The sequence below is a fragment of the Leptolyngbya sp. FACHB-1624 genome (assembly GCF_047649235.1).
Taxonomy (GTDB): Bacteria; Cyanobacteriota; Cyanobacteriia; order Leptolyngbyales; family Leptolyngbyaceae; genus Leptolyngbya; species Leptolyngbya boryana.
Window position 1 is genome coordinate 46262 of sequence record NZ_CP180258.1, and the last position, 25600, is coordinate 71861.

The window sequence follows — 25600 nt, forward strand, 5'->3', positions numbered from 1 at the left end:
GCGTTCTGCTTCGTACCCCTCACACATTTTTGTCGCTACACCAACTCAAGGACAACACGATGCCAAAGATAGAACAGCGGTTTGACTATGTGAAAATCGGTCTGGCATCTCCGGAACGCATTCGCCAATGGGGAGAACGGACTTTACCGAATGGGCAAGTCGTTGGAGAAGTCACGAAGCCAGAAACCATCAACTACCGTACACTCAAGCCTGAAATGGACGGCTTGTTTTGTGAGCGGATTTTTGGACCTGCAAAAGATTGGGAATGCCATTGTGGCAAATACAAGCGGGTTCGCCATCGCGGGATTGTCTGTGAGCGTTGCGGAGTCGAAGTAACCGAGTCCCGCGTTCGTCGTCACCGGATGGGGTATATCAAACTGGCGGCTCCTGTCGCTCACGTCTGGTACCTCAAAGGGATTCCAAGCTACATGGCGATCTTGCTCGATATGCCACTGCGCGACGTTGAGCAAATTGTTTACTTCAACGCTTACGTTGTTCTCAATCCCGGTAATGCTGACAATCTGACCTACAAGCAATTGCTGACCGAAGATCAGTGGATTGAGATCGAAGATGAACTCTACAGCGAAGATTCTCAGCTGAGCGGAATCGAAGTTGGCATCGGGGCAGAAGCACTGAAACAGCTGCTGCAAGACATCAACTTAGACGAAGAAGCGGAAAGACTGCGCGAAGAAATCGCAGTTTCCAAAGGTCAGAAACGCGCCAAATTGATCAAACGTCTGCGCGTCTTAGATAACTTCATCGCGACAGGCTCACTGCCTGAGTGGATGGTGTTAGATGTCATTCCGGTGATTCCGCCTGACTTGCGCCCGATGGTGCAACTCGATGGTGGACGGTTTGCGACTTCCGACTTGAACGATTTGTATCGTCGCGTGATCAACCGCAACAATCGTCTGGCTCGTCTGCAAGAAATCCTCGCACCTGAGATTATCGTGCGGAATGAAAAGCGGATGTTGCAAGAAGCCGTAGACGCATTGATCGATAACGGTCGTCGCGGTCGAACAGTCGTCGGGGCAAACAACCGTCCGTTGAAATCGCTCTCTGACATTATCGAAGGGAAACAAGGTCGATTCCGTCAGAACTTGCTGGGTAAACGGGTTGACTACTCCGGTCGTTCTGTAATTGTGGTCGGGCCAAAGCTGAAAATTCATCAGTGTGGACTGCCGCGAGAAATGGCGATCGAGCTTTTTCAACCGTTCGTGATTCATCGCCTAATTCGTCAAGGCTTAGTCAACAACATCAAAGCCGCGAAGAAACTGATTCAGCGGAACGATCCGACCGTTTGGGACGTTCTAGAAGAGGTGATCGAAGGACACCCTGTATTCCTGAACCGCGCCCCGACGCTACACCGTCTGGGGATTCAAGCCTTTGAACCCATCCTCGTCGATGGTCGTGCTATTCAACTGCACCCGCTTGTCTGTCCAGCCTTTAACGCTGACTTTGACGGTGACCAAATGGCGGTTCACGTGCCGCTCTCGCTCGAAGCTCAGGCAGAAGCGCGCCTCTTAATGCTGGCATCGAATAACATTCTTTCGCCTGCAACCGGTCGCCCGATCATTACGCCTAGCCAAGATATGGTCTTAGGCTGCTACTACTTGACCGCAGAAAATCCAGAAGCGACAAAGGGCGAAGGACGCTACTTTGCGAATCTCGACGATGCGATCACAGCTTACGAACAGAACCAAATTGATCTGCACTCCTACGTTTGGGTGCGATTTGATGGCGAAGTCGAGGGTGGCAATGGGGACTTGATCGAGCAACAAGAAACCGAGGGCATTGTGACCAAAATCTATGAGTCTTGCCGTCGTCGTGAAGATGCAGACGGGAATTTGATTTCGCAGTACATCAAAACGACAGCAGGGCGAATTATCTACAACAAGACAGTGTTCGACGCATTGGTTAGCTAGTCGGGAGCTAGGAGCTAGGGAAATTGGGGGAAGCTTTGAGAACACTTCCCCACTCCCCACTCCCCACTCCCCCACAAAAACTCACGGCAAACATGGGGCACAGCATGGCAGAGCAGAACTCAGAAAAGCAAGTTTTTCGTAATCAGGTTGTCAACAAAAAAGAATTGACTAACTTGATCGCGTGGTCATTCACCCACTATGGAACTGCCCGCACCGCACAAATGGCAGACTTGATCAAAGATCTTGGCTTCCGATATGCAACGCGCGCAGGCGTTTCCATCAGTGTCGATGACTTACAAATTCCTCCGACAAAGCGAGCGCTACTTGATGCCGCGACTGAAACGATTCGCGACACCGAAGAGAAATATACTCGCGGAGAAATCACGGAAGTCGAACGGTTCCAAAAAGTAATTGATACTTGGAACGGAACCAGTGAAGAACTTAAAGACGAGGTGGTTCGACATTTTCGATCGAATAACCCGCTCAACTCGGTCTACATGATGGCATTCTCCGGAGCACGGGGAAATATCTCACAGGTTCGTCAGTTGGTCGGGATGCGGGGCTTGATGGCAAACCCACAAGGGGAAATTATTGACTTGCCCATTAAGACCAACTTCCGAGAAGGCTTAACGGTAACCGAGTACATTATTTCCTCTTACGGTGCGCGCAAAGGTCTTGTCGATACCGCACTTCGAACAGCAGACTCTGGATACCTCACCCGTCGATTGGTGGATGTCTCTCAGGATGTCATCATTCGTGAACTCGACTGCGGCACGACCCGAGGGATTCCAGCGCGTCCCATGATGGATGGCGATCGCGTTCTTATTCCGTTGAAAAATCGTTTGCTCGGTCGCGTTGCCGCTCAAGATGTCCTGCATCCTGAAACCGGGGAAATCATTGTTGCTCGCAATGAAGCCATTTCAGATGACATTGCTCAACTGATTGGGAAAGCAAAAGTTCAAGAAGTCGTCGTGCGATCGCCGTTGACCTGTGAATCTGCGCGATCGGTTTGTCAGCATTGCTATGGCTGGAGCTTAGCCCATGCTCACATGGTCGATATTGGAGAAGCAGTCGGGATTATCGCGGCTCAATCGATCGGGGAACCCGGTACACAGCTTACGATGCGGACATTCCACACGGGTGGGGTGTTTACTGGAGAAATGGCGCGTCAAGAACGGGCAAACTTTGATGGAACGATCAAGGTTCCCAAACGCTTGAGAACTCGTCCCTACCGGACTCGTCATGGAGAAGATGCGCTGATTGTTGAAAGTGCAGGATCGGAACTGAAAATTACGCTGGAAGGCTCAGGCGGACAGCAACAAGCTTTCACCGTTTCACAAGGGGCGACGCTCTTAGTGAAAGATGGAATGAAGGTGAAAGCTGGACAGACTCTTGCAGAAGTTCCCTTAACCGGACGCGGACGCAAGACGACTGAGAAAGCCTCGAAGGACGTTGCCTCTGACTTAGCTGGAGAAGTTCGGTTCGCAGATGTCGTTCCCGAAGAGAAAAAAGACCGTCAAGGTAACACCACTCGAACTGCACAAAGAGGCGGTTTGATGTGGGTACTCTCGGGCGAAGTGTATAACTTGCCGCCGGGTGCTGAACCTGTGGTGAAAAACGGCGATCGCATTGAAGCCAATAGCACGATCGCTGAAACGAAGCTCGTCACTGAAAATGGTGGGGTCGTTCGTCTACCTGAGAACGGAGTCGAAAATAGCAAAGGCGGTCGCGAGATCCAAATCATCACGGCATCCGTCATGTTGGATCAAGCGCGAGTTCGGGCTGAGACCTCTCAAGGACGGGATCAGTACTTGCTGGAAACCGCTGGAAATCAGACTTTCTTACTGAAAGCGACTCCAGGAACTCAGGTTACAAACGGTCAAGTCGTCGCTGAACTGAGAGACGATCGCTACCATACTCAAACTGGAGGAATCATCAAGTACTCCGGCGTTGAGATTGGCAAGAAAGGCAAGGCAAAACAAGGCTACGAAGTCATCAAAGGTGGAACCATTCTCTGGATTCCCGAAGAAGCGCATGAGGTGAATAAAGACATCTCGCTTCTGATGGTCGAAGACGGTCAGTATGTCGAAGCCGGAACCGAAGTTGTGAAAGACATTTTCTGTCAAAGCAACGGAGTTATCGAAGTCACGCAGAAAAATGACATTCTGCGCGAAGTGGTGATCAAGCCCGGCGATCTGCACATGATCGATAGCTTGGATGAGGTGATCACTCGTGAAGCAACGCTCGTCAATCCAGGGCAGCAAGTCATGCCTGGATTAACCGCGAGTGAACTGCTGTATGCCGAGTACGTTGAAACACCGGAAGGTCCGGCAATTCTGCTGCGTCCGGTGACTGAATTTAACGTACCAGATGATCCAGCGGTTCCAAGCCAAGAATCTGCTAAGGAAGAATCGGGTCGAGCAATTCGTCTGAGAGCTGTTCAACGCCTGCCTTACAAAGATGGTGAGCGGGTCAAATCCGTTGAAGGTTTGGAATTGCTCAGAACTCAACTCGTTCTCGAAGTCGATCAAGACGCGCAACTCGCTGCTGATATCGAATTGATTCCTGATGAGACTGATCCTGAAGTCATGCGGCTTCAGTTGGTGATTCTCGAATCGCTGGTGATTCGGCGTGACATTGCCGCTGACGTGACTCAAGGCAGCACTCAGACTCGCATCATGGTCAAAGATGGCGACCAGATTACCGCAGGAGCGGTTGTTGCTCGGACTGAAATTCTCTGTAAAGAAGCAGGGGAAGTTCAAGGGATTCGCCAAGGGGCTGAATCGATTCGTCGGATTCTCGTCGTTCGTGAAGTCGATACCGTCACCCTGACCGCTAGTAACCCGAGTGTCAAAGCAGGCGATCTGTTGATTGCTGGCAGTGATATCGGTGGAACTGTTCTTGAGGAATCTGGACAGATCTTGAGTGTCCAAGGCGATCAAGTTGTTGTGCGGATTGCTCGTCCGTATCGCGTCTCTCCGGGTGCAGTACTGCACGTCGATGATGGTGACTTGGTACAACGGGGCGATAATCTCGTGCTGCTGATTTTTGAGCGCACGAAGACGGGAGACATCATTCAAGGTTTGCCGAGAATTGAAGAACTTCTAGAAGCTCGTAAGCCAAAAGAAGCTTGTATTCTGGCACGTCGCGCGGGAACGGCTCAGGTCGTTTATGGAGAAGACGATTCGGTTGAAGTGAAGATTGTCGATCGAGAAGGTCTGATCACCGAATACCCAATCGGACCTGGACAAAACGTGATCATCGGGGATAGTCAAGAAGTCGCGGCTGGAGAACGGCTTACAGATGGCCCTGCAAACCCGCACGAATTACTCGAAGTGATGTTCCGAGCCAGAAATGAAGAAGTCAGTTTGCATGATGCGGCTTTGTTTAGCTTGCGGGAAGTTCAGACCTTCTTGGTAAACGAAGTGCAATCGGTGTATCAATCTCAAGGGATTGATATTTCTGACAAACACATCGAAGTCGTCGTGCGTCAGATGACCTCAAAAGCACGAGTCGAAGACGGCGGTGATACAACCATGCTGCCTGGTGAGTTGGTAGAAATTTACCAGATTGAACAGGTAAATGATGCCATGTCGATCACAGGGGGCGCACCTGCTCAATATGAGCCTGTATTGCTCGGGATCACGAAAGCTTCGCTCAACACAGATAGTTTCATCTCTGCGGCAAGTTTCCAAGAAACGACGCGGGTACTGACTGAAGCTGCGATCGAAGGAAAATCTGACTGGTTGCGCGGTCTGAAAGAGAACGTGATCATCGGTCGTCTCATTCCTGCGGGAACGGGCTTCAATGCTTACGAAGAAATGGGTAGCCCAGCCGACATTGATCCAGTTTATGATCCGATGTTCCTAGATGAGGATACTGATTTCTCGGATGTCGTTCTTGACGATCGTACGGCGCGCTCTTATGGCTTAGAAGCAATGGACGATCGTCCTAGCTTTAGCTTTGAGAGCTTCGGCAACTCAGATGAAGCAGATTCAGATTCGATCTATTCGCCGATTATTGATGATGATGATGATCTGATCGCAGATGATATGGATGACGATCTGTAATGCTAGGGAGAGCCGGATGTTGAGGAATTGACCCGCATCCGGCGATTCATGCAAACCGTCGAATGACTCGATCCATAGTTCATATAAAAGCCTCCGGCTAGACACCGGAGGCTTTCTTACTTGAAGAAATAAAATTCTAAGAAAATAGCACTTATACAGATAGTACCTATACAGGTGGAGAGGTGAGAGGAGTTTTAGGAGAAGTACGATTCACTAGGTCGGGTAGGATTGTTCCTTTCAGATAGGTCTGCCTGAAATTCGCCTGATTCGGATTGGTATCGCTTAGATTGGCATTAGTAAGGTTGGCTTGAGTAAAATTCGTGCCTGTTAACGTTGCTCCAGTCAGAATCGCATCTGTGAGGTTGGCATGACTGAGGTTAACTTGAGTCAGATTTGCCTTCGTTAAGTTAGCACCACTCAGATTGATGCCCGCTAGATTCAGATTTCTAAAGTTAACAGCAATCAGATTCAGATTGCTAAAGTCTCGTTGTCCTGCCGCATATCGACTGATAATTTCTTTGATATTCATTGGGATGAGGATAGAGAAGAACATGCCTTGCAACAGCGCATCATAAGAAATGAGGCAGACTGTTAGCCTGCCTGCAAGACTTTATAAGATGCGACTGAATTAAGAATTCAGAAGATTCAACACTCTAATAGCGCCGAGAGGAGCCACCTTTACGATCGAAACTGCCGCCACGAGAAGAGCCTCTGTCTTCACGGGGTCTTGCTTTATTCACTGTTAAATCGCGTCCCATCCATTCCGCACCATTTAAGGCTTCGATCGCGGCATCCTCTTCCGCATCGCTCGCCATTTCAACAAATCCGAATCCGCGTAAGCGTCCTGTTTCGCGATCGGTCGGAAGCTGAACACGCTTGACTGTTCCAAATTCAGCGAAAATCTCAGCAAGATTTTCTTGTACAACCTCATAAGAGAGGTTACCAACATAAATTGACATACAATTGTTGCCCCAGAATTACAGTGTAGAGAGAGTTAGATTCGGAGCAACATTTGATAGAGGAGATCACATTGCCGAAGATAGTCTCTTCTATAAGAAGTTTAGCATAATCTTGACCCTTAGGTGCGATCGCACAAATCAATTTCCCCGCATATTGCTCTCTCTATGCTAAACTTCCTGATAAGGTTTATCTTCGGGCGTGTAAATCGTTCCAGCCTAGCGTTTCTCCGAACATACCTCTCTTCATTGATGATTCTGGAGAATCTTTATGTCAGTTTACGTTGGTAATTTGTCCTATCAGGCAACACAGGATGGTTTAACCCAGGCTTTCTCAGAGTATGGAACCGTGAAGCGGGTGCAACTGCCGACCGATCGCGAAACGGGTCGGATGCGGGGATTTGCTTTTGTCGAGATGGGAACCGATGCAGAAGAAGACGCTGCGATTGAAGCACTCGATGGAGCCGAGTGGATGGGGCGCGATCTCAAGGTGAATAAAGCGAAACCCCGTGAAGACCGCGGGTCGTCTCAGGGGGGGTGGGACAATCGAGGCGGTTCTAGACGTTACTAAACTTAAAGACTGGAGCAGATGCGCAAATTTCGCTGTGCGTTAATGGCAGCTTGAATGCTTACAGTCAAAGTTGGTCAGAGGCTACTCAGTCATGGGTAGCCTTCTTCATCAGCTTTCATCACATTTCATGTTCGGGAGGAGAATGAATGCCCCAAGTTATTCCAGGTGAGAATGAAGGAATCGAATCTACATTACGTCGATTTAAGCGAGAAGTTTCTAAGGCAGAAATTTTTCCAGATATGAGAAAGCATCGCTATTTTGAGACACCAATCGAAAAACGCAAGCGTAAAGCATTGGCGAAGCATAAACAGCGGAAGAGAAAATTCCGGCATTAGCCTGGTAAAAGATGAAAAGCCGAGCTGTTTCGTTCCTGTGCCGCTTGGAACTCAAGTTCAGGATGGGTAAACCCAACATTTTTCAATTACCCTACTGAGCGAACCAAAAGCCTGAGGCGCAAACGTTTTAAACCTATGTTGGGGACTGGCTATCGGATTGGGGGAGCGTTACAGTAACAGTTGTTCCCTGGTTTACCTGACTGTCAACTTGAATGTGTCCATGATGGTTTTCAACAATGGCGAGCGCGATCGCGAGTCCCAATCCTGATCCTCCCGTTGCTTTTGTTCGAGCTGGATCAACTCGATAGAACCGATCGAACAATTTCGCGATCGCGCCTTCTGGAATTCCAATGCCCGTATCAATGACTTTGGTTTGTAATCCAGCTTTCGTTGCGACTAGCTCAACTGTGATTTCTCCCTGCTCGGGAGTGTATTTGATCGCATTACTAATCAAATTTGTAAACAGTCGAGAAAGCTGATCCCGGTCACCCTGTAACCAATATTCTGACGTGCGATCGACCTTAAATGACAATTCCTTGTCTGCGGTGGTAATGCCTTGTTCTTCTAAAACCTCATCAAGTAAATCATCGAGCGCGAGCGCAGTTCTCTGAGGTTGAACAATCCCGCTATCCTGTCTCGCTAAAAATAGTAAATCATCGACTAGTTTGCCTAGTCGCTGAGTGAGCCGTTCAATCACTTGCAAATATTGCTGCTGAATCTGAGGGTCAGGATCGGACAGTGCCACTTGTACATTCGTTTGAATGACAGCGATCGGGTTTCTCAACTCATGCGATGCATCAGCGGTAAACTGCTTCAACCGTTGATAGGATTCGCGAATCGGTTGCATGGCAATTCCCGACAGAAACCACCCGATCGCAGCAACAATTCCCACCATGATCGCCGTGCCAACACTCAAGTCCAATACTAATTGACGAGTTGGCTTTGTGACTTCAAACCAAGGATGGCTCACGCGCAAGTATCCTAATACCCGATTGCCAATCTGAACTTTCTCAGTCACCTGCCGCAAGAGTTGTGTGTCGGAGACATGAACAGTCTCGCCATCGTGATTGACATGCATGGGAATAGAAAGGGGTTCTGCAAAGGTTGACCACAGTTGTTGTCCCTTCGCATCGAACCACTCCAAATCGATGTGATCGTCTTCCAAAGAAATGGAATTATCCCGAAAGCTCGCTTCAACATTGACGCTCACCTGATCCCCGATCGCTTGGATCACCAGCGATCGCTGAACAACTTCTGCCACATGATTTAGAGTGTCATCGATGCGCTCGATTAATGTCGATCGCACATAAAAATAAAACCCACTTGCAAACACTAACAACAACACAGCGGTGACCGTGGTGTACCAAAGTGCTAATCGTCGTCGTGTCGCTTGGAACATAGTTTTAATGACTTCGAGGAGGTGTGAATCGACCCCTTCCATTTGATAGAAGTTGCAGAGCCTTCTACTCGTTAATTTAGCAGAAACTTCTGGCTGAACTCCTTTAGTTTCAGGTTCCGATTACGATCAATTTGATTGATCTTGTATTCATTTGACCAGACGATGCAAAACATTCAAGCCGTTCATCACATTGCAATTATTTGCTCCGACTACGATCGCTCAAAGCATTTCTATGTCCATTTACTAGGCTTTTCAATCATTCGTGAGGTCTTTCGAGAAGCACGCCAATCGTACAAGCTCGATTTGCAAGTTGATTCTCAGACTCAAATTGAATTGTTCTCTTTTCCGAATCCGCCTGAGCGACCCTGCTATCCCGAAGCTTGTGGTTTGAGACATCTCGCTTTTTCGGTGGCAGATTTGGATCTCGCGATCGCTGACCTCTCTGCAAAAGGAATCGAAACTGAACCTGTTCGAGTCGATGAATGGACGGGTAAGCGATTTACTTTCTTCAAAGATCCAGATGGTTTGCCATTAGAACTCTACGAACGCTAGTGAACCTGAATTTGATGCAGAATTGCCTGATCAAAAAATTCAAACTGCTCATCCATGATTTTTGGGTGAATTTCTTCGATCAAGCCGTGCATCTCTATCGGCGAGACTGAAGCTTGCGATAAACATCTTTCAAATCCACACCATGATGCGCGATCGCGACTAATGAATGAAAGAACAAATCCGCCACTTCACCCGCGATCGCATCTTTGTCATCATCCTTACAAGCCATCACCACTTCTGCCGCTTCTTCCCCAATCTTCTTGAGAATCTTGTTATCTCCGCCTTCAAATAATGTCCGAGTGTAAGACTTCTCAATAGGGTTATCTCTGCGATCGCAAACCACAGCAAACACTTGCGACAAGGTATCAGCAAGCGGAGGCGTAATGCTGCCATTCACTTGATGAAAGCAGCTTCTTTCGCCTGTATGACAAGCAATATCACCAATCTGCTCAACTGAAATTAACAGCGCATCACTATCGCAATCGTATCGAATCGCCTTCACCTTCTGCGTATGTCCAGACGTTGCCCCTTTATGCCAAAACTCTTGCCGCGATCGACTCCAAAACCAAGTCTCACCAGTTGCTAGCGTCTTTTGCAGAGACTCTTGGTTCATCCACGCCATCATCAAAACCGCACCATCCAAATAATCCTGCACGATTGCAGGTACCAACCCGCGATCGTCATATTTAATCTTGTCAGTGGGGATGGAATCAGCAGAAACAAGTTCGATGGAAGCCATAACAATCGGTGTTTATTCAGGGCAGTTCTCAATGTAACGTGAATTGAGAGCTAATTTTGCAGCCCCAATCATTCCAGCGCAATTCCCTAACTGAGCAGGAATGATCTGTAATCCTTCTCGCGAAGTTGGCATGACTCGTTGTTCGATTTCTGCGATCGCGCTCGGTAAGAAGAATTCTGCACTCGCACTGATTCCCCCACCAATCAAGATCGCTTCTGGAGTCAGGACATAAATTAAACTCGTCAAACCCAGCCCCAAATCGCGTCCATAGAATCGCCAAAATTCTAAGGCTGCTGGATCGTGCGATCGCGCTAATCTGCACAATTCATCCGGTTCTTTTCCCGTCCGTCGTCGAATTGCTTGAATCGACGTATGCTGCTCCAGAGAGCCGCGATTTCCACTCTTACAGGGCGCGCCATTCGCATCTAAGCTAATCAGCCCTAATTCACCTGCTGCGCCCGTATGTCCGATAAACAGTTCCCCGTTCAAAATAATTGCCCCTCCGACCCCGGTTCCCAGGGTCAGAAGAATGAAATTTTGAAAGGCTTTGCCAGCACCGAGCCACGCTTCTCCTAAACCTGCACAATTGGCATCATTCGACAAAATCGTCGGTCGTCCTGTTTTTTCTTCGATCCAATCGGCTAAGGGAATCTCAATCCAATCCGGCAAATTGATTGCGATTCGGGCGATGCGACCTTTAGCATCGGTTGGTCCTGGCATACCAATTCCGATCGCACAAGCTTCGCGCTTCGGATCAAGGTCAGCGATCGCATCAACGATCGTCATCAGCACCGCTCTAGGCAAAGCGGGTTGAGGCGTTGGAACCGTGAGTGCTTGAAGGCACGTTCCATCTGGAGTAAACCGTCCCAATTTAATTGCTGTCCCACCTAAATCGATGCCCAGAACTTGAATTGCAGCCTTCATCACGTTGCCTGAAAAATAGGATCAATCAAGAGCCTACCGGATAAACTGCAAAACTGGCTCAACCTCGGTAAGCCGCATCCGACTTTTCAAAGAAAGTTTCGGATTTCGCACATACCATGTCCGCTTTAATCACTCCTACACAGACTTCGGCAACCCCCAAATGAAGGTGATTCCGGGATGGACTTCTCATAGAAATTGATCGCTTAGAAGTGTAATTGATAGCTTCTCAACTTAGACATTTCAGCATGAGTGCGGAAAATCCTGCCAAGCTTGCGTCACAATATCGCTGAGCCATTGCCGCTGTTGGGCATCTAGAATTGCGTCGTCGGCTAGGACTTCAGCTTTGATTTCTTCTAAAGACTGTCCCTGAGAGCGAGCGGTTTCGATCACAACAGCGATCGCGTTGAGAATAAGTTCTTCAGCCCCAGGAGACCGTACTGAGATAGATTCAGAAGCGCGCGGTGAAATAGGATAATTCATAGTGCTGATCTGATCCGAGTCCTCGATAATAATGAAAATGATGTAAAGAATTTAATTTGGTATCAGGAGTAGCTTGTTTTTTATTGGTTTGTCAACCGTCTTGCTGAATTGATCGGAGTTTAGATCTTACTCATGGAAGAAATCCTTTACCTAGAAGTCCCCACCCCCGATACGGCTGCGGTCATTTCATGGCTGCATGCTGACTATGCTCCTGAACAAGGCGAGAAAGTCCTCATGCCTGCGGGGATTCGGCTAGGTGAACTTTCGATATTTGTCTGGTCAGTTCAGCGATCGACCTATCTGAAAGTATTTCGCTGGGCAGATCGCGCTGGAGCAGGTGAAGCAAAAATTCTCCGAAAATTAGTGGCGGATTTGAGAGAAGAATTTCCGCCAGTCTATCCTGCCCCTCCAAACATTGATTTATCGCAGCAGTCGATTTTTGAAGCATTAGCGGCAGATTATCCGAAAACGGTTGAGTTTTTCAAGAAAATACCGAATGGCGAGTATGACTTAAATCGCGTGTACTGGTGGGAACAACGCTGGCGTGAGAGTGTCCAGACTCCTCAAACTCCGAAGCAAGTTGTTTTCCGCACGGATGATGGCAATATCACGCCAGCGAAGCCATCTTATGACCTCATCTACATTGGAGGGGCGTTAGGCATTGTTCATGCGGCTGTGATGGCAAAATTGGGCTACCGGGTGCTACTGCTGGAGCGGATGCCGTTTGGACGGATGAATCGGGAATGGAATATTTCACGCAGTGAGTTTCAGAGTTTGATCGATTTGGGATTGTTTACAGTCGCCGAATTCGATCGAGTGATTGCGGCTGAGTATGTCGATGGCTTCCACAAGTTCTTTGATGCAAACAATCCACCGCAAGCTAAGGCAAAGATTCTGCATACGCCGACGGTTTTGAATATTGCGATCGACGCAGAAAGATTTCTCAAACTCTGCGGGGATAAGTTCCGCGAAGCAGGTGGCGAAATTTGGGATGAGACTGAGTTTGAGCGCGCCGACATTAACCCAGATAAGGCGACGATTTACGCCAAACATTTGCCAACGGGAAGCGATCGTCAAGTCACAGGGCGGTTGCTCGTAGATGCAATGGGAACGGCTTCACCGATCGCGTGGCAACTCAATTCAGGTCGAGCCTTTGATAGTGTTTGCCCAACAGTTGGAGCGGTGATTTCTGAAGGATTTGAGCCGGAAGTCTGGGATGTGCAATATGGCGATGTGCTGAATAGCCACGGAGACATTTCTCGCGGACGGCAGTTGATCTGGGAACTTTTTCCGGCTGAGGGCAAAGAACTGACGTTTTATCTGTTCCACTATCATCAAGTGCATCCTGAAAATCCAGGTTCTTTACTTGAGATGTACGAGGATTTCTTTACGATCCTGCCCGAGTATCGGCGTTGTGATATGGAGAAGTTGGTCTGGAAGAAGGCAACATTTGGCTACATTCCAGGGCATTTCAGCATGAGCAGTCGCGATCGCACCATTGCATTCGATCGCTTAATTGCGATTGGCGATGCTGCTTCGTTGCAATCTCCGTTAGTGTTTACAGGCTTTGGGTCATTAGTACGGAATCTATCTCGTCTGACTCATTTACTAGATACAGCACTGAAGCATGATTTACTCGATCAGCGATCGCTGAATGCAATTCGGGCTTATCAAAGTAATGTCTCTGTGACTTGGATGTTCTCAAAAGGCATGATGGTGCCAACCGGTAAGATTTTGCCGCCGCAGCAAGTCAATTCGATGCTGAATACCTTCTTTGATGTCCTTGCTGATCAGCCGCCAGCGATCGCAGATGCATTTATCAAAGATCGGGTGACTTGGACAAGATTTAATCGCATGGCACTCGTTGCTGCTAAGAAAAATCCGCGTCTTTTACTCTGGATCTGGCAAATGGCAGGCGCAAAGGATCTGACCCGCTGGCTAGGGAATTACTTGAACTTTGCCGTCAGTGCGTTGATGAGTTGGATCTTTAGCGGCTGGTTTCCAAAGCTGCTTTATCAGATGCAGCCTTGGTTAGAGCCTCGATTGCCTTCAGTATGGCTGTGGGGATTATCTCAGAGCTATGCACTGACTTATGGGCTAGGAAAACCACATTTGATGCCGAAGTTTCAGCTTACAAAGCCGAGAGCGAAGGTGGAAGTGCGATCGCGATTAGGTAGTCAGGAACCAGAAATCGGATAAGTCCGCGCGGGATCAGAACTCGAAGTTGTCAGAAAACTTCGAGTTCTGGTCAATCAGGGTTACAAAGAGAAAAAGATGCCAACAGCATTAGAATACGAACGCAGAATCACCTGCTACGACTGGGACGAACCCTTAATGCTATGGAACCAAATTCAGTTGGGTGATACTCCTGATTGGGAACGTGGGAAAGCAATGGAATACCTAGTACTCAGGGCATTTCATTTAGAAGGTGCAGAAGTTATCTATCCTTACAGTGTGGTCATTGAGGAAGAAGAATTAGAGCAAATTGATGGTGCAATTTATTCCAATGGGCTTGCTTGCTTAATCGAATGCAAAGACGTAGCAGAGCGTGTCAATATCGAGCCGCTGGCTAAAATGCGAAACCAGCTATTGCGCCGACCTGCATCAACGATCGAGATTTTGTTTAGCCGGAATGGATTTACGTATGCTGCAATTTCTCTTGCTCGGTACATTGCTCCTCAAACAATTTTGCTGTGGACTGGAGACGAGATTGAATATGCGCTACAGTCAAGACAAATGCAACAATCGTTGCTGAAAAAGTATCGATTTTGTGTGCAGCAAGGAATTCCAAACTATCGAATTCAAGCGGAGGAAGGGGGATGAATCGAGTTTATTTGATTACAGAACGTCCTTCTGATGCAGAGATTCTTAGAAAAGTGCTGCCAAAATCGGCACAAGAAGGAGTTCAGTTTGTTGAAAGCAAAAGCGATTATGATGCAGAATCTCGGGCAATGTCTCTGCTTGCCGAGAAGCGTCTACCTGTAGTCTTGGTTCTGAATTCGAGAACAAATGATGAGTCAGCAATTCAGCAAAGAAAAGCAGATTTAGGGTACTTGCTTCGGACTTATGCTGGCTCTGTGCCATTCAAATTAGCGATCGCTGTTCCAGAACTAGAAGTTATCTTTTTCCAAGATCGATCGCTTATCGAAACTCTCATTGGCAAAGCCTTGACTGATCTAGAGTGGAAATTTGCTCAGCGGCATCCTCAAGAGCTATTAGACACTCTAGCAGAAGACAAGACAGCCTTGTTAGCAGAAATCTTGAGACTCCTCTCTCCAGAGACACGTCAACTTTTACAACAGTATCCCTTGATTCATGAAATCACAACATTTTTGCTAGAAATTAGCATTCATCAGAAATCGATTGAAGAAAGCGCAGTTCCAGGTTGACACCAATGCATTAGAGCGTGTCATCAATTAGGCAAATCGTAGATGGGCGTTCAATCTGAGTGCTTATCCCAATTCCAGAGTCGTCGCACCAAAAATACGATCGACAGGCAAGGTTGGAACTTGTCCCCAATACATTCGCACACAAGTGAACATCGGTTCTAATGCATATCGTTGCTTTAAGCTTGGCAAAGCAGGATGAACATCTGGAATATCGATAAACACAGGCTCTGTTCCCGCTTTAACGATCAAGGCTTGCAAAATAGCTTCTGCAATTTCTAGCGAATCTGCAAATAGCGGACAGACTTTAAATCCCTGCACACAGCGGCGAATTACACCATAACCAACTAATCGATTCTGTTCCACAACTCCATACGCTGCACTTTCTGGCATCTGAAGCCATGATTCTAGAAAGTGCGAACGGGATGCCGGAAATAGTTCAGCGTCATATCGAAGAATCTCTGCTAATGGAAGTTGATTGAGAGGAATTACCCAGTCAGGATGCTGAGCTGAACCATCGGGTTGATGAAGATGCCGGATATGACGGTAAGCTGGAACGAATCCAGCCTGGCGATAAGTGGCTTCTCGAGCGAGCACTCCATCTAACCCAATACTGGCATCAGCATCGAGTCTTGATACAAATTGCTGCCATGCCGTCTGCCATAATTTCAAACCGTAGCCTTTCCCTCTCCATTCGGGTTGAACGATGTACAGCCCAATGAAACCAAACTTCTGGCTGTAGCGAACGACAGAGATACAGCCAATCGGTTGTTCATCGAGTTCTGCAAGTAAAAATCCATCGGGGTCAGCTTTGGAGAAAGGTTCTGCATCATAAAGTCCTGGATTCCAGCCTTCTTGGGCTGCCCAGTTTAAGGCAATTTGAACCTCTGCTAGGGTCATCGATCGAATCTTCAAAGTCATCGCCAACCTCTCAAAATTGATCCATCTATACCAATTAACAGTAAAGGTAGAGTTCTCCAAGCGGATCAGAACAATCGATAAATCCTACTTTACACAAAGATTCTTATGTTAAGATTTTCGCGTCTAATTGCGAGAATGAATGCATGTACGCGGATACCGAATTTGGTGGAACCACAGGTTTAATGGATGTCGAAGCTGTTCAGAAAACTCTGAATCGATCGCGCGCTTCGGTCTATCGCTATGCCAATACTGACCTTGAACAACTCAATCCTCCGTTCAATCCCAAACGTCTTAATCCTGAACTGCGGCAATCTCCGAACGATCCATTGATGTTTCACTCAAATGAAGTCGCTCGATTTGCCAAAGAAGTTTTGAAAATCAAACAAGTGACGATCGAGATTCAAGAGCCTCAACCGAATCACACGCAAGAAGTCCTCGAAGCCATTCTCGCTGAACTCAAGAGTATTCATGAACTGCTCAAATCTCGATCGTCTTAGGCACTCAACTGTCAGACCACCTTTCCTGCTACACTCAAAAAACTCATTTTTGGCACTCGACAATGCTGAGAAAAATTGGGCGATCGCTCTTCTTAATCTGTCTTTGTTTCTCACTGGTGGTTGGTTGTACTCGATCGACATACGAACCTCCTGCAAATGCAGATGGACAAATTACGATTGGCTCAACTGCTAGCATTAACACGATCGATCCGGCTGATGCTTATACGAATTTTGCAGGCAGCTTGTTGTACAACTTAGGCGATCGACTTTACGGATATAAGCCTGGCACGAGCGAATTACAGCCTCAATTAGCAACAGCTTTGCCGAAAGTCAGTGCAGATCGATTGACCTATACGATTCCGATTCGTCAAGGCGTTGTGTTTCATGATGGCGAACCGTTTAACGCCAAAGCCATGGAATTTTCGCTGAAACGGTTTATCGAAAATGGCGGCAGTCCTTCGTTTTTACTAGCAGATGTGATTGATTCGATCGCGGCTAAAAGTGAAAATGAGCTTGTGATTAAGCTGAAAAAACCCTTTGCAGCATTTCCTTCGCTACTCGCATTTTCAGGTGCTTGTGCTGTTTCTCCTAAAGCTTACGAGATTGGTCAAAATAAGTTCAATTCCGAAGTGTTTGTAGGAACGGGAGCTTACAAGCTAGTAAAGTATGGAACAGATTCGCTGAAGCTCGAAGCGTTCGATCGCTATTGGGGAACTAAACCTGCGAATCCAGGGATTAATATTCAATTTTTCTCAAGCTCTGCGAATTTGTTTAATGCCTTTCGCACAGGCGCGATCGATGTTGCTTATCAAGGTCTAGCACTCGATCAAATTCGGATGCTCAAAGATGGAGCGAAAAATGCGGCTTGGAAAATGCTGGAACAGTCTGGCAGTGGCATTGATTATTTAACGCTGAACTTGAAGTCTCCGCCCTTAGATCGCTTAGAAGTTCGTCAAGCGATCGCGGCAATGATGGATCGTCCGTTGCTAGAAAGTCGAGTTTTTCAGGGACAGATTGAACCGCTGTATAGTCTGCTTCCGAAAACCATGAAAGAGCAGAAGCCTGTGTTTCAGGAATTGGGCGACCGCAATGTCGAGAAAGCTAAATCATTACTTGCCAAAGCAGGCTACAGCGAATCGAATCCGCTGAAAGTACAACTCTGGTATCGATCGAATGTCTCAACTGATGGCATGGCAGCGATTACTCTCAAAGAGTCTGTACGTAAGAGCTTGGGCAATTTGATGCAGATTCAGCTAGACAGTGTGGAGTCTACTACGGCTTATCGAAACATTGATAAAGCTGCTTATCCGATGTTTCTATTTGACTGGAATCCTGATTTTCTCGATGCTGATAACTACATTCAGCCGTTTATGGAGTGCACTAAGGCAACAGCAGATCAGCGATGTGAGAGTGGTTCAACCGTGTCTCAAGGGTCGTTTTACTTTAGCGATCGCGTCAATCAATTAATTGATCAAAGTCGCCAAGAGCTAGATCCAGTCAAGCGCAAAGGATTGTTTGAGCAGTTGCAGGCTGAATTGGTCAAGGATGTGCCGTTTATTCCATTGTGGCAAAACAAGGACGTTCTGTTTGTGCAGAACAACATTCAGAATGCGAGCTTGGAAGTAACGCAGAAGGTTCCGTTTGGACGAATGAAGAAAGCTTAGAACAATCAAGCGGTGGCTTTCTGCAAGAAAACGCCTGCTATGGAGAGCTATCTTTTGGCAAGCGCTTTTGTCTTTGCCTCTTCCCGATCGAGTTCTATGTCCTAAGCATCTCTAAGTCAATACAAGTTTCTAAGATTCAACTTGAGACAAACTGTAATCTGAGCCTCAAATCACTGCGCCTGCTTGGAATACTCGCCCAATGACTTCTTCGATCGGAGGATCACTCACTGCTAAATCAACCACTTGCAACTCGGCTAGGATTCTCGCGATCGCTTGTGTCAAGTCCTCTTGCTGCACTAAAAAGCGCACGGATTGTTTCTCAACCTCTTGTACATACCCATAAGCTGAAAGTTCCGACTCAGTGTACGTGCGATTAAATTCTACTTTGACCTCGCGACAGGGAGAGAAGCGATCGACTAAGCCATCCAAACTGCCGTCATAAATTAGCTGTCCCTGATGAATCATCAACACCCGCTCACACAAAGCAGTAATATCTGCCATGTAATGACTAGTTAGTAAAACGGTTGCTTTGTATTGAGCATTATATTCTTTCAAAAACTCTCGAACAGAGACTTGTGCATTCACATCTAGCCCTAAAGTCGGCTCGTCTAAAAACAAAACTTGGGGTTCGTGAAGTAAAGCGGCTAGCAATTCGCATTTCATGCGTTCACCGAGCGAAAGTTTGCGGACAGGCTGAGTCAGTTTGCCTTCTAGAGACAGCATCTCTGAAAGTTCGCCGATCCGAGCTTTTAGCGTACGATCGCTAATTCCATATACCGCAGCATTGATGCGCAAAGAATCAGCAGCAGGCAAATCCCAAATCAACTGCTGCTTTTGTCCCATGACTAGCGTGATTTTTTGCAAAAAGCTCGATCGACGCTCAAAAGGCACATGTCCTGCAACGGTCACTTTGCCAGAAGACGGATGAATCAATCCGGTGAGCATTTTCAACGTCGTCGTTTTTCCTGCTCCGTTTGCCCCTAAAAATCCGACCACTTCGCCCGGTTCGATATGAAACGAAACATCCTGAACCGCTTTCACCTGGCGATAAGTGCGTTTGAAAAAGTGGGTCACTGTTCCTCTGAACCCTGCCTCTTTCACAGCAACAGGATAGACTTTCGTTAAGCGATCGACGGTGATGCTAGACATAACAGCAGAGAAAAACACTAATTCTGTTTATTCTAAGACGGCTTGCCGTGAATCGAATCTACTTTAGGGATTGTGACAAACAGGATTGCTCAATTCGCAAGAAGATCGATCGGTCAGCCCGATAAATTCGGCAAGAAACTATCCCTTACGTGCCCCAATCGGCTGTAAGTTCCAATCATCCTCGGTACGTTGTGCCAGTTGCCAGGTTTGCGTTTTGCCTTCGGGTTTCCGTTGGAGATAGAGGTCGAACGGATTGTCACTTTGGCTTTCTTGACGTTTCGGGAGTTTGAGCGTGAAATCATACACGCCTTTGACGTGGAAGCCGTCCGATCCTTGAATCTTTAGGGGCGATTGTTCGGTAATTTTGACCCGATCGATACTCACCTTCGGATCGGCTGACAATTTCAATTCCTGGCTAATCTGTTGCTCGGTTTGATTCACCGAAATGGCGATCGCATTTTTCAACACATTGTCTGGAACCGAATATCGCCCACCGCACGCAACTAAGCCGATTGCTAGGACAATAGATAAGATAATTTGTAGTGATTTTCTCAACATGTTTAAGCAGGCATTTGGTGTAGACGAGTCTCTATACGCCTATATTCTCTCAAACTCGCTGCACGAATCCGACATTCTCGCCCAACTTCGTCACGAAACCAGCGAAATGCCGCAAGCCCGAATGCAGATTTCGCCGGATCAGGGTCAATTCATGGCGCTGTTGGTGCGATTGATGCAGGCAAAAAAAGCGATCGAAGTTGGAGTCTTTACCGGATACAGCTCGCTGTCTGTAGCAATGGCAATGCCAGAAGATGGAAAATTAATTGCCTGTGATGTGAGCGAGGAATATACCGCGATCGCTCGGAAATATTGGAACCTTGCAGGCGTAACAGACAAAATCGATCTGCGAATTTCTCCTGCGATCGAGACGCTCGATCAATTACTTCAAGACCAAGCTGGAACCTTCGATTTTGCGTTTATTGATGCGGATAAGGGAAACTATGCGAATTACTACGATCGTGTAATTCAGTTGGTTCGCTCAGGTGGATTAATTTTGATTGATAACGTGTTGTGGTCAGGTCGAGTGGCAGATGCCAGCGATTCCGATAAGATTGTCAATACGATTCGCGCTTTCAATACAAAACTTGCTCAAGATGAACGTGTTTTGATCACAATTTTACCGATCGCAGATGGATTAACGTTAGCGTTGAAAAAATGAGTTGTCTTTTTAGTTCGAGCGACTACTAGAAACTACAACTTCATCCGTTCTGACTGGGGAAAGACTGGGCTGTTTGAGCAGTGAGATACCATACCAACACAATAGGCTCATAACAATCATTTCACCCCCATCCTCTGCCAATTCAAATGCAAACCCCAGGGGAATTCCAGGTCGATTAATGACCTCAATCATGATATGCAGCGCATCAACTACGACACCAAAAAAAGCAAGACAGCCAAGTAATACGAAGAGACGTTTGCAGATCCAACGAAACTGTTGTGTGCCCAACCAATAGGAAACACCAATGAGCAACAGAAAAAATAGACCCGTACTAGCGGCAACAACTAACTCGCCCAAATCAATTGCTCTTAATCCCAAGACTGGCTGAAAATTTTGAGTCGTTGCAATCCACTCCCCAACTCTCTCATGGACAAGAAATGCATCATCGATCAGCAGATAACCGAATAGCAAGGAAAAAGACAGATATGACCATTCCGCCCGACTGCTCGCCAAAATTGCAAAGCTACAGAACAGCCAAAACTCCTTGACGTATTGAAACGTTTCCCCAAATCCGCGATCGGTAGTGATTGTCCAATAAGTAGACTTAATCTGAGGCGAAAGACGGAGAGCGAAATGCGCCAAGATGGATAAAAAATCAGTTAGCAGCAGTAGCAGGAGAATTTCAGCAGCGGGTTGAAATTTTAGTTTCTTCATGAAGTTTTCAGGCTTTAGGACTTGGGATTGAAGAATGGAGTGTCATAAATTACACTGATTGCTTTCCTAGAGATCAGGAGTAACACATAAAATTTAACCTCTTTTTATTCCAAAATTAATACTCGCTTAACCTAAAGAACGCATGTAACTTAAGACATACATCTGAACAGTTAGGAGTTAATTCTTAAGAGAATTTTTATGAAATCTGGTTATACACTTCCTGTTTTCGCTTGTGCTTCCGCGATCGCTGCCGTGCAACACTTAAAACATCAATCTGCAATTTCTGAAGTGGAAGTGGATCTGATTAATCCAGTTGCACAGGTGAAAATCCCGATCGAACAAGTCGCCAAATTAACACCCCATTCAGCACTAGCAATTACTCGCAGCGATCCCGGCGACAATCTCGACTTGACTCGCAACACCCCAATTTGGGCAATGGTCGAACTGACTCAAGGACAAGGGATTGAAATCATCGGCGGAGAAGGCATCGGACAAAAAGCCGACCAGCAAGCCGCAATTTACGCTTACGCTCAGCAACTCATCCAAACGAATCTAGAACGGCTTTTAGAACCCAATGAAGCGCTCCGCATCACCCTGATTTTGCCGGAAGGTCGGCAACTGGCAAAACGCACATCCAACGAAGCATTTGGCGTGGTTGAAGGCTTATCTTTACTCGGTACATCTGGCATCGCTCACCCTCTCAGCGCCCCGGATCAGTTAGAACTGTTTCGAGCCGAGTTACAGGAGAAAGCGCAGCAATTCGAGACGCTCGTCTTCTGCATTGGTGAAAATGGATTAGATTTGGCAGCCAAGATGGGAATTGAGCGCGATCGCACGCTCAAAACTGCCAATTGGATCGGCTCTCTCCTCGTCGAAGCGGGAATGCAGCGAGTCAAATCGATTCTGCTGTTTGGCTATCACGGGAAACTGATCAAACTTGCAGGTGGCATTTTCCACACGCATCATCATGTGGCAGATGCTCGGCAAGAAATCCTAACAGCACATGCGGCAAAAGTCGGTGTCTCAACTTCTGATCTACAATCAATCTTTACCAGTTCTACGGCTGAGGACGGATTGACATACTTGAGAACCTTGGGCAAAGAGATTGCGGTTTACGATTCGATCGCGGCTGCAATCGAAACTCGCGCTGAAGAATATATTTATACCCACAGCGAAGCAAGCGTTGAAATCGGCGTAATTTTGTTTGATCGATCGCGTCAAGTTTTAAGACAAAGTAGAAAAGCAGAGAAACTGCTTGAGTCGGTTCGAGAATTGTGATTAAAATAGCCAGAATATTCAAAACCCTTGCTTTTTTATTCCGCTTCAAAAGTTCGTTTAACCTCGTTTGACCTTCGTTCTCTCTCATCAGGACACACTCTCGTGACTCCACCTATTGAACCGTCTGTTTTGGATGCACCCGCATCTACTTCGCAAGGATTTGATGCACTCGAACGCCAGATGATTGTAATTCTCGATTTTGGATCGCAATACTCAGAACTGATTGCCCGTCGCATCCGCGAAACGCAAGTTTATTCTGAAGTGTTGTCTTATCGCACAACGGTTGAACAACTCCGCCAACTCAATCCGAAAGGCATTATTTTGTCGGGTGGCCCTAACTCGGTTTACGACCAAGGCGCACCTCAGTGCGATCCAGGGATTTGGGAGCTTGGCATTCCTGTTTTAGGGGTTTGTTACGGGATGCAGTTGATGGTGCAACAGCTTGGCGGTAGCGTTGAGCGCACCGATCGCGGTGAATATGGAAAGGCAAAGATTGAGATCGACGACCCCACCGATTTGCTGACGAATGTCGAAGATAACTCGATCATGTGGATGAGTCACGGAGATTCTGTGACCAAGTTGCCAGAAGGATTTGGCTTACTCGCACATACGACGAATACACCTTGCGCGGCGATCGCAGAACACGATCGCAATCTGTACGGCGTGCAGTTCCATCCCGAAGTCGTGCATTCGCAATTTGGACAAGCGCTGATTCGCAACTTCGTCTATCACATCTGTAAGTGTGAGCCGACTTGGACAACGGAAGCATTTGTTGAAGAATCGATTCGAGAAATTCGCGCCAAAATTGGCGATAAGCGGGTGCTGCTGGCTTTATCGGGTGGCGTTGATTCTTCGACGCTGGCATTTTTGCTGCATCGCGCGATCGGGGATCAACTGACTTGTATGTTCATCGATCAGGGCTTTATGCGGAAGTTAGAGCCAGAGCGTCTGGTGAAACTTTTCCATGAGCAGTTCCACATTGATGTTGCGTATGTGAATGCGCGGGAGCGATTTGTGAACGCGATCGCAGGCATCACCGATCCCGAGGAAAAACGCAAACGCATCGGACATGAATTTATCCGAGTGTTTGAAGAAGAATCGAAGCGATTGGGGCCGTTTGACTATCTGGCGCAAGGAACGTTGTATCCAGACGTGATCGAATCTGCGGATACCAATGTTGATCCTCAGACCGGAGAACGAGTCGCCGTCAAGATCAAGAGCCATCACAATGTAGGCGGACTGCCGAAAGATCTGCAATTCAAGCTGGTTGAACCGTTACGGAAGCTGTTTAAGGATGAAGTGCGGAAAGTTGGGCGATCGATTGGTCTGCCTGAAGAAATCGTCAATCGTCAACCCTTCCCTGGCCCAGGTCTAGCGATCCGGATTTTGGGAGAAGTGACGAATGAGAAGTTAAATATCTTGCGCGATGCAGATTTGATTGTGCGGCAAGAGATCAATCGGGCTGGCATCTATCACGATGTTTGGCAAGCCTTTGCTGTGCTGCTTCCTGTCCGCAGTGTCGGTGTAATGGGAGATCAGCGCACTTATGCTTATCCGATCGTGCTGCGTTGTGTGAAGAGTGAAGATGGCATGACAGCAGATTGGGCACGCATTCCTTACGATTTGTTAGAAACGATTTCTAACCGAATTGTGAATGAAGTGAAGGGTGTGAATCGAGTTGTGTATGACATCACCTCGAAGCCGCCTGGAACCATCGAGTGGGAATAGTTTAGAGACTTGCCCTGATTCGCTCCGAAAGCCCCCGGTTTTACTGGGGGTTTTCCCATTGGTTCAGACCCCCAATTATTGCAGTCACACAGAGGGGGAATTGTTATGTCTAAGTTGATTCGACGAGTCGCAATTGTCGGCGGAACGCATGGAAATGAATGGACAGGCGTTTATCTCGTCAAAAAGTTTCAGCAATTTCCAGCATTGACGACTCGATCGAGCTTTGAAACCATCACACTCTTGGCAAATCCAAAAGCGATCGAACTAAATCGCCGCTATATCGATCAAGACTTGAATCGAAGCTTTGCCAGCGAGGATTTATTGAATCCCAAATTGATCAACTATGAGAATCAACGTGCGCGGGATATTGTCGCTCAACTTGGTTCTAGAGATCGGCCTCAAGTAGATGTGATTATCGATCTGCATAGCACCACGTCGAATATGGGGCTGACGATTCTTCCTTCGACTCCTGATCCCTTTAATCTGCGACTCTCTGCTTATTTGAGCCAGATTTATCCGGATGTGCGAGTGGCTTTAGGAATGAATTGTACGCAAGATGCGCCGTTATTGCGATCGCTCTCGCCCTTGGGCTTCACGATTGAAGTTGGAGCAGTAGCTCAGAGTGTTCTCAACGCTGATTTATTCCTCAAAACCGAGCAACTCATTTACGCCGTTTTGGATTACATCGAAGCTTTGAATCAAGGAAAACCACTGGATGTGCCGCCTCGTTTGACGTTGTATCAAGCGATCGAGGCTATCGATTATCCCAGAGACGCGATCGGGAATCTACAAGCTTTCATTCATCCTGATCGCCAGTTCAAAGACTATGAACCGTTACAGCCTGATGAGCCGATCTTTCTGACTTTTGCGGGAGAATCGATTCGTTATCAAGGCAACTCTACAGTTTTTCCAATTTTTATTAACGAAGCTGCTTACTACGAAAAACAGATTGCGATGATTTTGACTGAAAAGCGCGAGATTGAGCTAGATAAAGAATATTAAAAAACGCTTAATTGATGTGTTTCTCAGTGTTTTTTCGAGCGTAATTTTAATGACAGACTAAAGTCTTAAATTATAAAATTCAAATTGTGGAAAA

At 47.1% G+C, this 25600-nt stretch carries 24 protein-coding genes; 14 read left to right on the forward strand and 10 right to left on the reverse strand.

Features of this window, described 5'->3' with window-relative positions; all coding sequences use genetic code 11:
* Positions 1 to 59 precede the first annotated feature (59 nt).
* The gene (locus tag ACMUEV_RS00195) at positions 60 to 1925 is read left to right on the forward strand and encodes a DNA-directed RNA polymerase subunit gamma (protein WP_190652618.1); all 1866 of its coding nucleotides are present in this window, start codon (positions 60 to 62) and stop codon (positions 1923 to 1925) included.
* A 104-nt stretch (positions 1926 to 2029) separates the two neighbouring features.
* Entirely contained in the window at positions 2030 to 5995 is a 3966-nt protein-coding gene (locus ACMUEV_RS00200) for a DNA-directed RNA polymerase subunit beta' (protein WP_017291366.1), read from the forward strand.
* A gap of 166 nt (positions 5996 to 6161) precedes the next feature.
* Here ACMUEV_RS00200 and ACMUEV_RS00205 read toward each other — a convergent pair whose 3' ends face one another.
* Both ACMUEV_RS00205 and ACMUEV_RS00210 read right to left on the reverse strand, forming a co-directional pair.
* Positions 6162 to 6524, reverse strand: coding sequence for a pentapeptide repeat-containing protein (locus ACMUEV_RS00205; protein ID WP_017291365.1), 363 nt, complete (start codon positions 6522 to 6524; stop codon positions 6162 to 6164).
* Between the two features lie 124 nt (positions 6525 to 6648).
* The gene (locus ACMUEV_RS00210) at positions 6649 to 6954 is read right to left on the reverse strand and encodes an RNA recognition motif domain-containing protein (protein WP_017291364.1); all 306 of its coding nucleotides are present in this window, start codon (positions 6952 to 6954) and stop codon (positions 6649 to 6651) included.
* A 268-nt stretch (positions 6955 to 7222) separates the two neighbouring features.
* Between ACMUEV_RS00210 and ACMUEV_RS00215 the strand changes: the two genes are divergently transcribed.
* Positions 7223 to 7522 (forward strand): RNA recognition motif domain-containing protein, encoded by a 300-nt coding sequence (locus ACMUEV_RS00215; protein ID WP_017291363.1) that lies wholly within the window; start codon positions 7223 to 7225, stop codon positions 7520 to 7522.
* Positions 7523 to 7668: 146 nt separating this feature from the next.
* On the forward strand, positions 7669 to 7857 hold the full coding sequence (gene rpsU / locus ACMUEV_RS00220; protein ID WP_017291362.1) for a 30S ribosomal protein S21: 189 nt from the start codon (positions 7669 to 7671) through the stop codon (positions 7855 to 7857).
* A 133-nt stretch (positions 7858 to 7990) separates the two neighbouring features.
* On the opposite strand, the gene ACMUEV_RS00225 is transcribed toward rpsU, so the two are convergent.
* The gene (locus ACMUEV_RS00225; protein ID WP_017291361.1) at positions 7991 to 9256 is read right to left on the reverse strand and encodes a sensor histidine kinase; all 1266 of its coding nucleotides are present in this window, start codon (positions 9254 to 9256) and stop codon (positions 7991 to 7993) included.
* A 162-nt stretch (positions 9257 to 9418) separates the two neighbouring features.
* Here ACMUEV_RS00225 and ACMUEV_RS00230 point away from each other — a divergent pair, with 162 nt between their 5' ends.
* Entirely contained in the window at positions 9419 to 9808 is a 390-nt protein-coding gene (locus ACMUEV_RS00230; RefSeq protein ID WP_017291360.1) for a VOC family protein, read from the forward strand.
* Between the two features lie 94 nt (positions 9809 to 9902).
* Here the strand turns inward: ACMUEV_RS00230 and hisIE are convergent, their stop codons facing one another.
* The 3 genes from hisIE to ACMUEV_RS00245 all read right to left on the reverse strand — a co-directional run bounded on the left by hisIE (position 9903) and on the right by ACMUEV_RS00245 (position 11951).
* Positions 9903 to 10547 (reverse strand): bifunctional phosphoribosyl-AMP cyclohydrolase/phosphoribosyl-ATP diphosphatase HisIE, encoded by a 645-nt coding sequence (gene hisIE, locus ACMUEV_RS00235; protein WP_017291358.1) that lies wholly within the window; start codon positions 10545 to 10547, stop codon positions 9903 to 9905.
* A gap of 12 nt (positions 10548 to 10559) precedes the next feature.
* The gene (locus ACMUEV_RS00240; protein WP_190652617.1) at positions 10560 to 11471 is read right to left on the reverse strand and encodes an ROK family protein; all 912 of its coding nucleotides are present in this window, start codon (positions 11469 to 11471) and stop codon (positions 10560 to 10562) included.
* A 240-nt stretch (positions 11472 to 11711) separates the two neighbouring features.
* On the reverse strand, positions 11712 to 11951 hold the full coding sequence (locus tag ACMUEV_RS00245; protein ID WP_017291356.1) for a hypothetical protein: 240 nt from the start codon (positions 11949 to 11951) through the stop codon (positions 11712 to 11714).
* A 132-nt stretch (positions 11952 to 12083) separates the two neighbouring features.
* Between ACMUEV_RS00245 and ACMUEV_RS00250 the strand changes: the two genes are divergently transcribed.
* The 3 genes from ACMUEV_RS00250 to ACMUEV_RS00260 all read left to right on the forward strand — a co-directional run bounded on the left by ACMUEV_RS00250 (position 12084) and on the right by ACMUEV_RS00260 (position 15340).
* Positions 12084 to 14150, forward strand: a complete 2067-nt coding sequence (locus tag ACMUEV_RS00250; protein ID WP_190652616.1) for an NAD(P)/FAD-dependent oxidoreductase — start codon at positions 12084 to 12086, stop codon at positions 14148 to 14150.
* Positions 14151 to 14225: 75 nt separating this feature from the next.
* Positions 14226 to 14774 carry a hypothetical protein gene (locus ACMUEV_RS00255; protein ID WP_190652615.1) on the forward strand — a complete coding sequence of 183 codons (549 nt, stop codon included), beginning with the start codon at positions 14226 to 14228 and terminating at the stop codon, positions 14772 to 14774.
* Positions 14771 to 15340 carry a hypothetical protein gene (locus ACMUEV_RS00260; protein WP_017291353.1) on the forward strand — a complete coding sequence of 190 codons (570 nt, stop codon included), beginning with the start codon at positions 14771 to 14773 and terminating at the stop codon, positions 15338 to 15340. Before ACMUEV_RS00255 ends, ACMUEV_RS00260 begins: the two co-directional genes overlap by 4 nt.
* Positions 15341 to 15403: 63 nt before the next feature.
* Here ACMUEV_RS00260 and ACMUEV_RS00265 read toward each other — a convergent pair whose 3' ends face one another.
* Complete coding sequence (locus ACMUEV_RS00265) at positions 15404 to 16258, reverse strand: GNAT family N-acetyltransferase (RefSeq protein WP_190652614.1); 855 nt, start codon at positions 16256 to 16258, stop codon at positions 15404 to 15406.
* 143 nt (positions 16259 to 16401) lie between these two features.
* Here ACMUEV_RS00265 and ACMUEV_RS00270 point away from each other — a divergent pair, with 143 nt between their 5' ends.
* A complete protein-coding gene (locus ACMUEV_RS00270) occupies positions 16402 to 16755 on the forward strand; it encodes a resolvase (protein ID WP_190652613.1) in 354 nt (117 codons plus the stop codon).
* 62 nt (positions 16756 to 16817) lie between these two features.
* Complete coding sequence (locus tag ACMUEV_RS00275; protein WP_190652612.1) at positions 16818 to 18419, forward strand: ABC transporter substrate-binding protein; 1602 nt, start codon at positions 16818 to 16820, stop codon at positions 18417 to 18419.
* Positions 18420 to 18584: 165 nt separating this feature from the next.
* Here ACMUEV_RS00275 and ACMUEV_RS00280 read toward each other — a convergent pair whose 3' ends face one another.
* Both ACMUEV_RS00280 and ACMUEV_RS00285 read right to left on the reverse strand, forming a co-directional pair.
* Positions 18585 to 19568, reverse strand: a complete 984-nt coding sequence (locus ACMUEV_RS00280; protein ID WP_190652611.1) for an ATP-binding cassette domain-containing protein — start codon at positions 19566 to 19568, stop codon at positions 18585 to 18587.
* A 138-nt stretch (positions 19569 to 19706) separates the two neighbouring features.
* Entirely contained in the window at positions 19707 to 20126 is a 420-nt protein-coding gene (locus ACMUEV_RS00285) for a hypothetical protein (protein WP_017291348.1), read from the reverse strand.
* Between ACMUEV_RS00285 and ACMUEV_RS00290 the strand changes: the two genes are divergently transcribed.
* Positions 20125 to 20784, forward strand: coding sequence for a class I SAM-dependent methyltransferase (locus tag ACMUEV_RS00290; RefSeq protein ID WP_190652610.1), 660 nt, complete (start codon positions 20125 to 20127; stop codon positions 20782 to 20784). The two genes, ACMUEV_RS00285 and ACMUEV_RS00290, sit on opposite strands and share 2 nt — an antisense overlap.
* Positions 20785 to 20793: 9 nt before the next feature.
* Here ACMUEV_RS00290 and ACMUEV_RS00295 read toward each other — a convergent pair whose 3' ends face one another.
* Positions 20794 to 21498, reverse strand: coding sequence for a hypothetical protein (locus tag ACMUEV_RS00295; protein WP_190652609.1), 705 nt, complete (start codon positions 21496 to 21498; stop codon positions 20794 to 20796).
* A gap of 198 nt (positions 21499 to 21696) precedes the next feature.
* On the opposite strand from ACMUEV_RS00295, the gene cbiD reads away from it, so the two are divergent.
* The 3 genes from cbiD (at position 21697) to ACMUEV_RS00310 (ending at position 25506) form a co-directional block, all read left to right on the forward strand.
* Positions 21697 to 22776: a cobalt-precorrin-5B (C(1))-methyltransferase CbiD gene (gene cbiD, locus ACMUEV_RS00300; RefSeq protein WP_190652608.1), complete on the forward strand. Its 1080-nt coding sequence runs from the start codon at positions 21697 to 21699 to the stop codon at positions 22774 to 22776.
* Between the two features lie 180 nt (positions 22777 to 22956).
* On the forward strand, positions 22957 to 24504 hold the full coding sequence (gene guaA / locus ACMUEV_RS00305; RefSeq protein WP_190652629.1) for a glutamine-hydrolyzing GMP synthase: 1548 nt from the start codon (positions 22957 to 22959) through the stop codon (positions 24502 to 24504).
* 105 nt (positions 24505 to 24609) lie between these two features.
* Positions 24610 to 25506 (forward strand): aspartoacylase, encoded by an 897-nt coding sequence (locus ACMUEV_RS00310; RefSeq protein ID WP_190652607.1) that lies wholly within the window; start codon positions 24610 to 24612, stop codon positions 25504 to 25506.
* Positions 25507 to 25600: the final 94 nt, after the last annotated feature.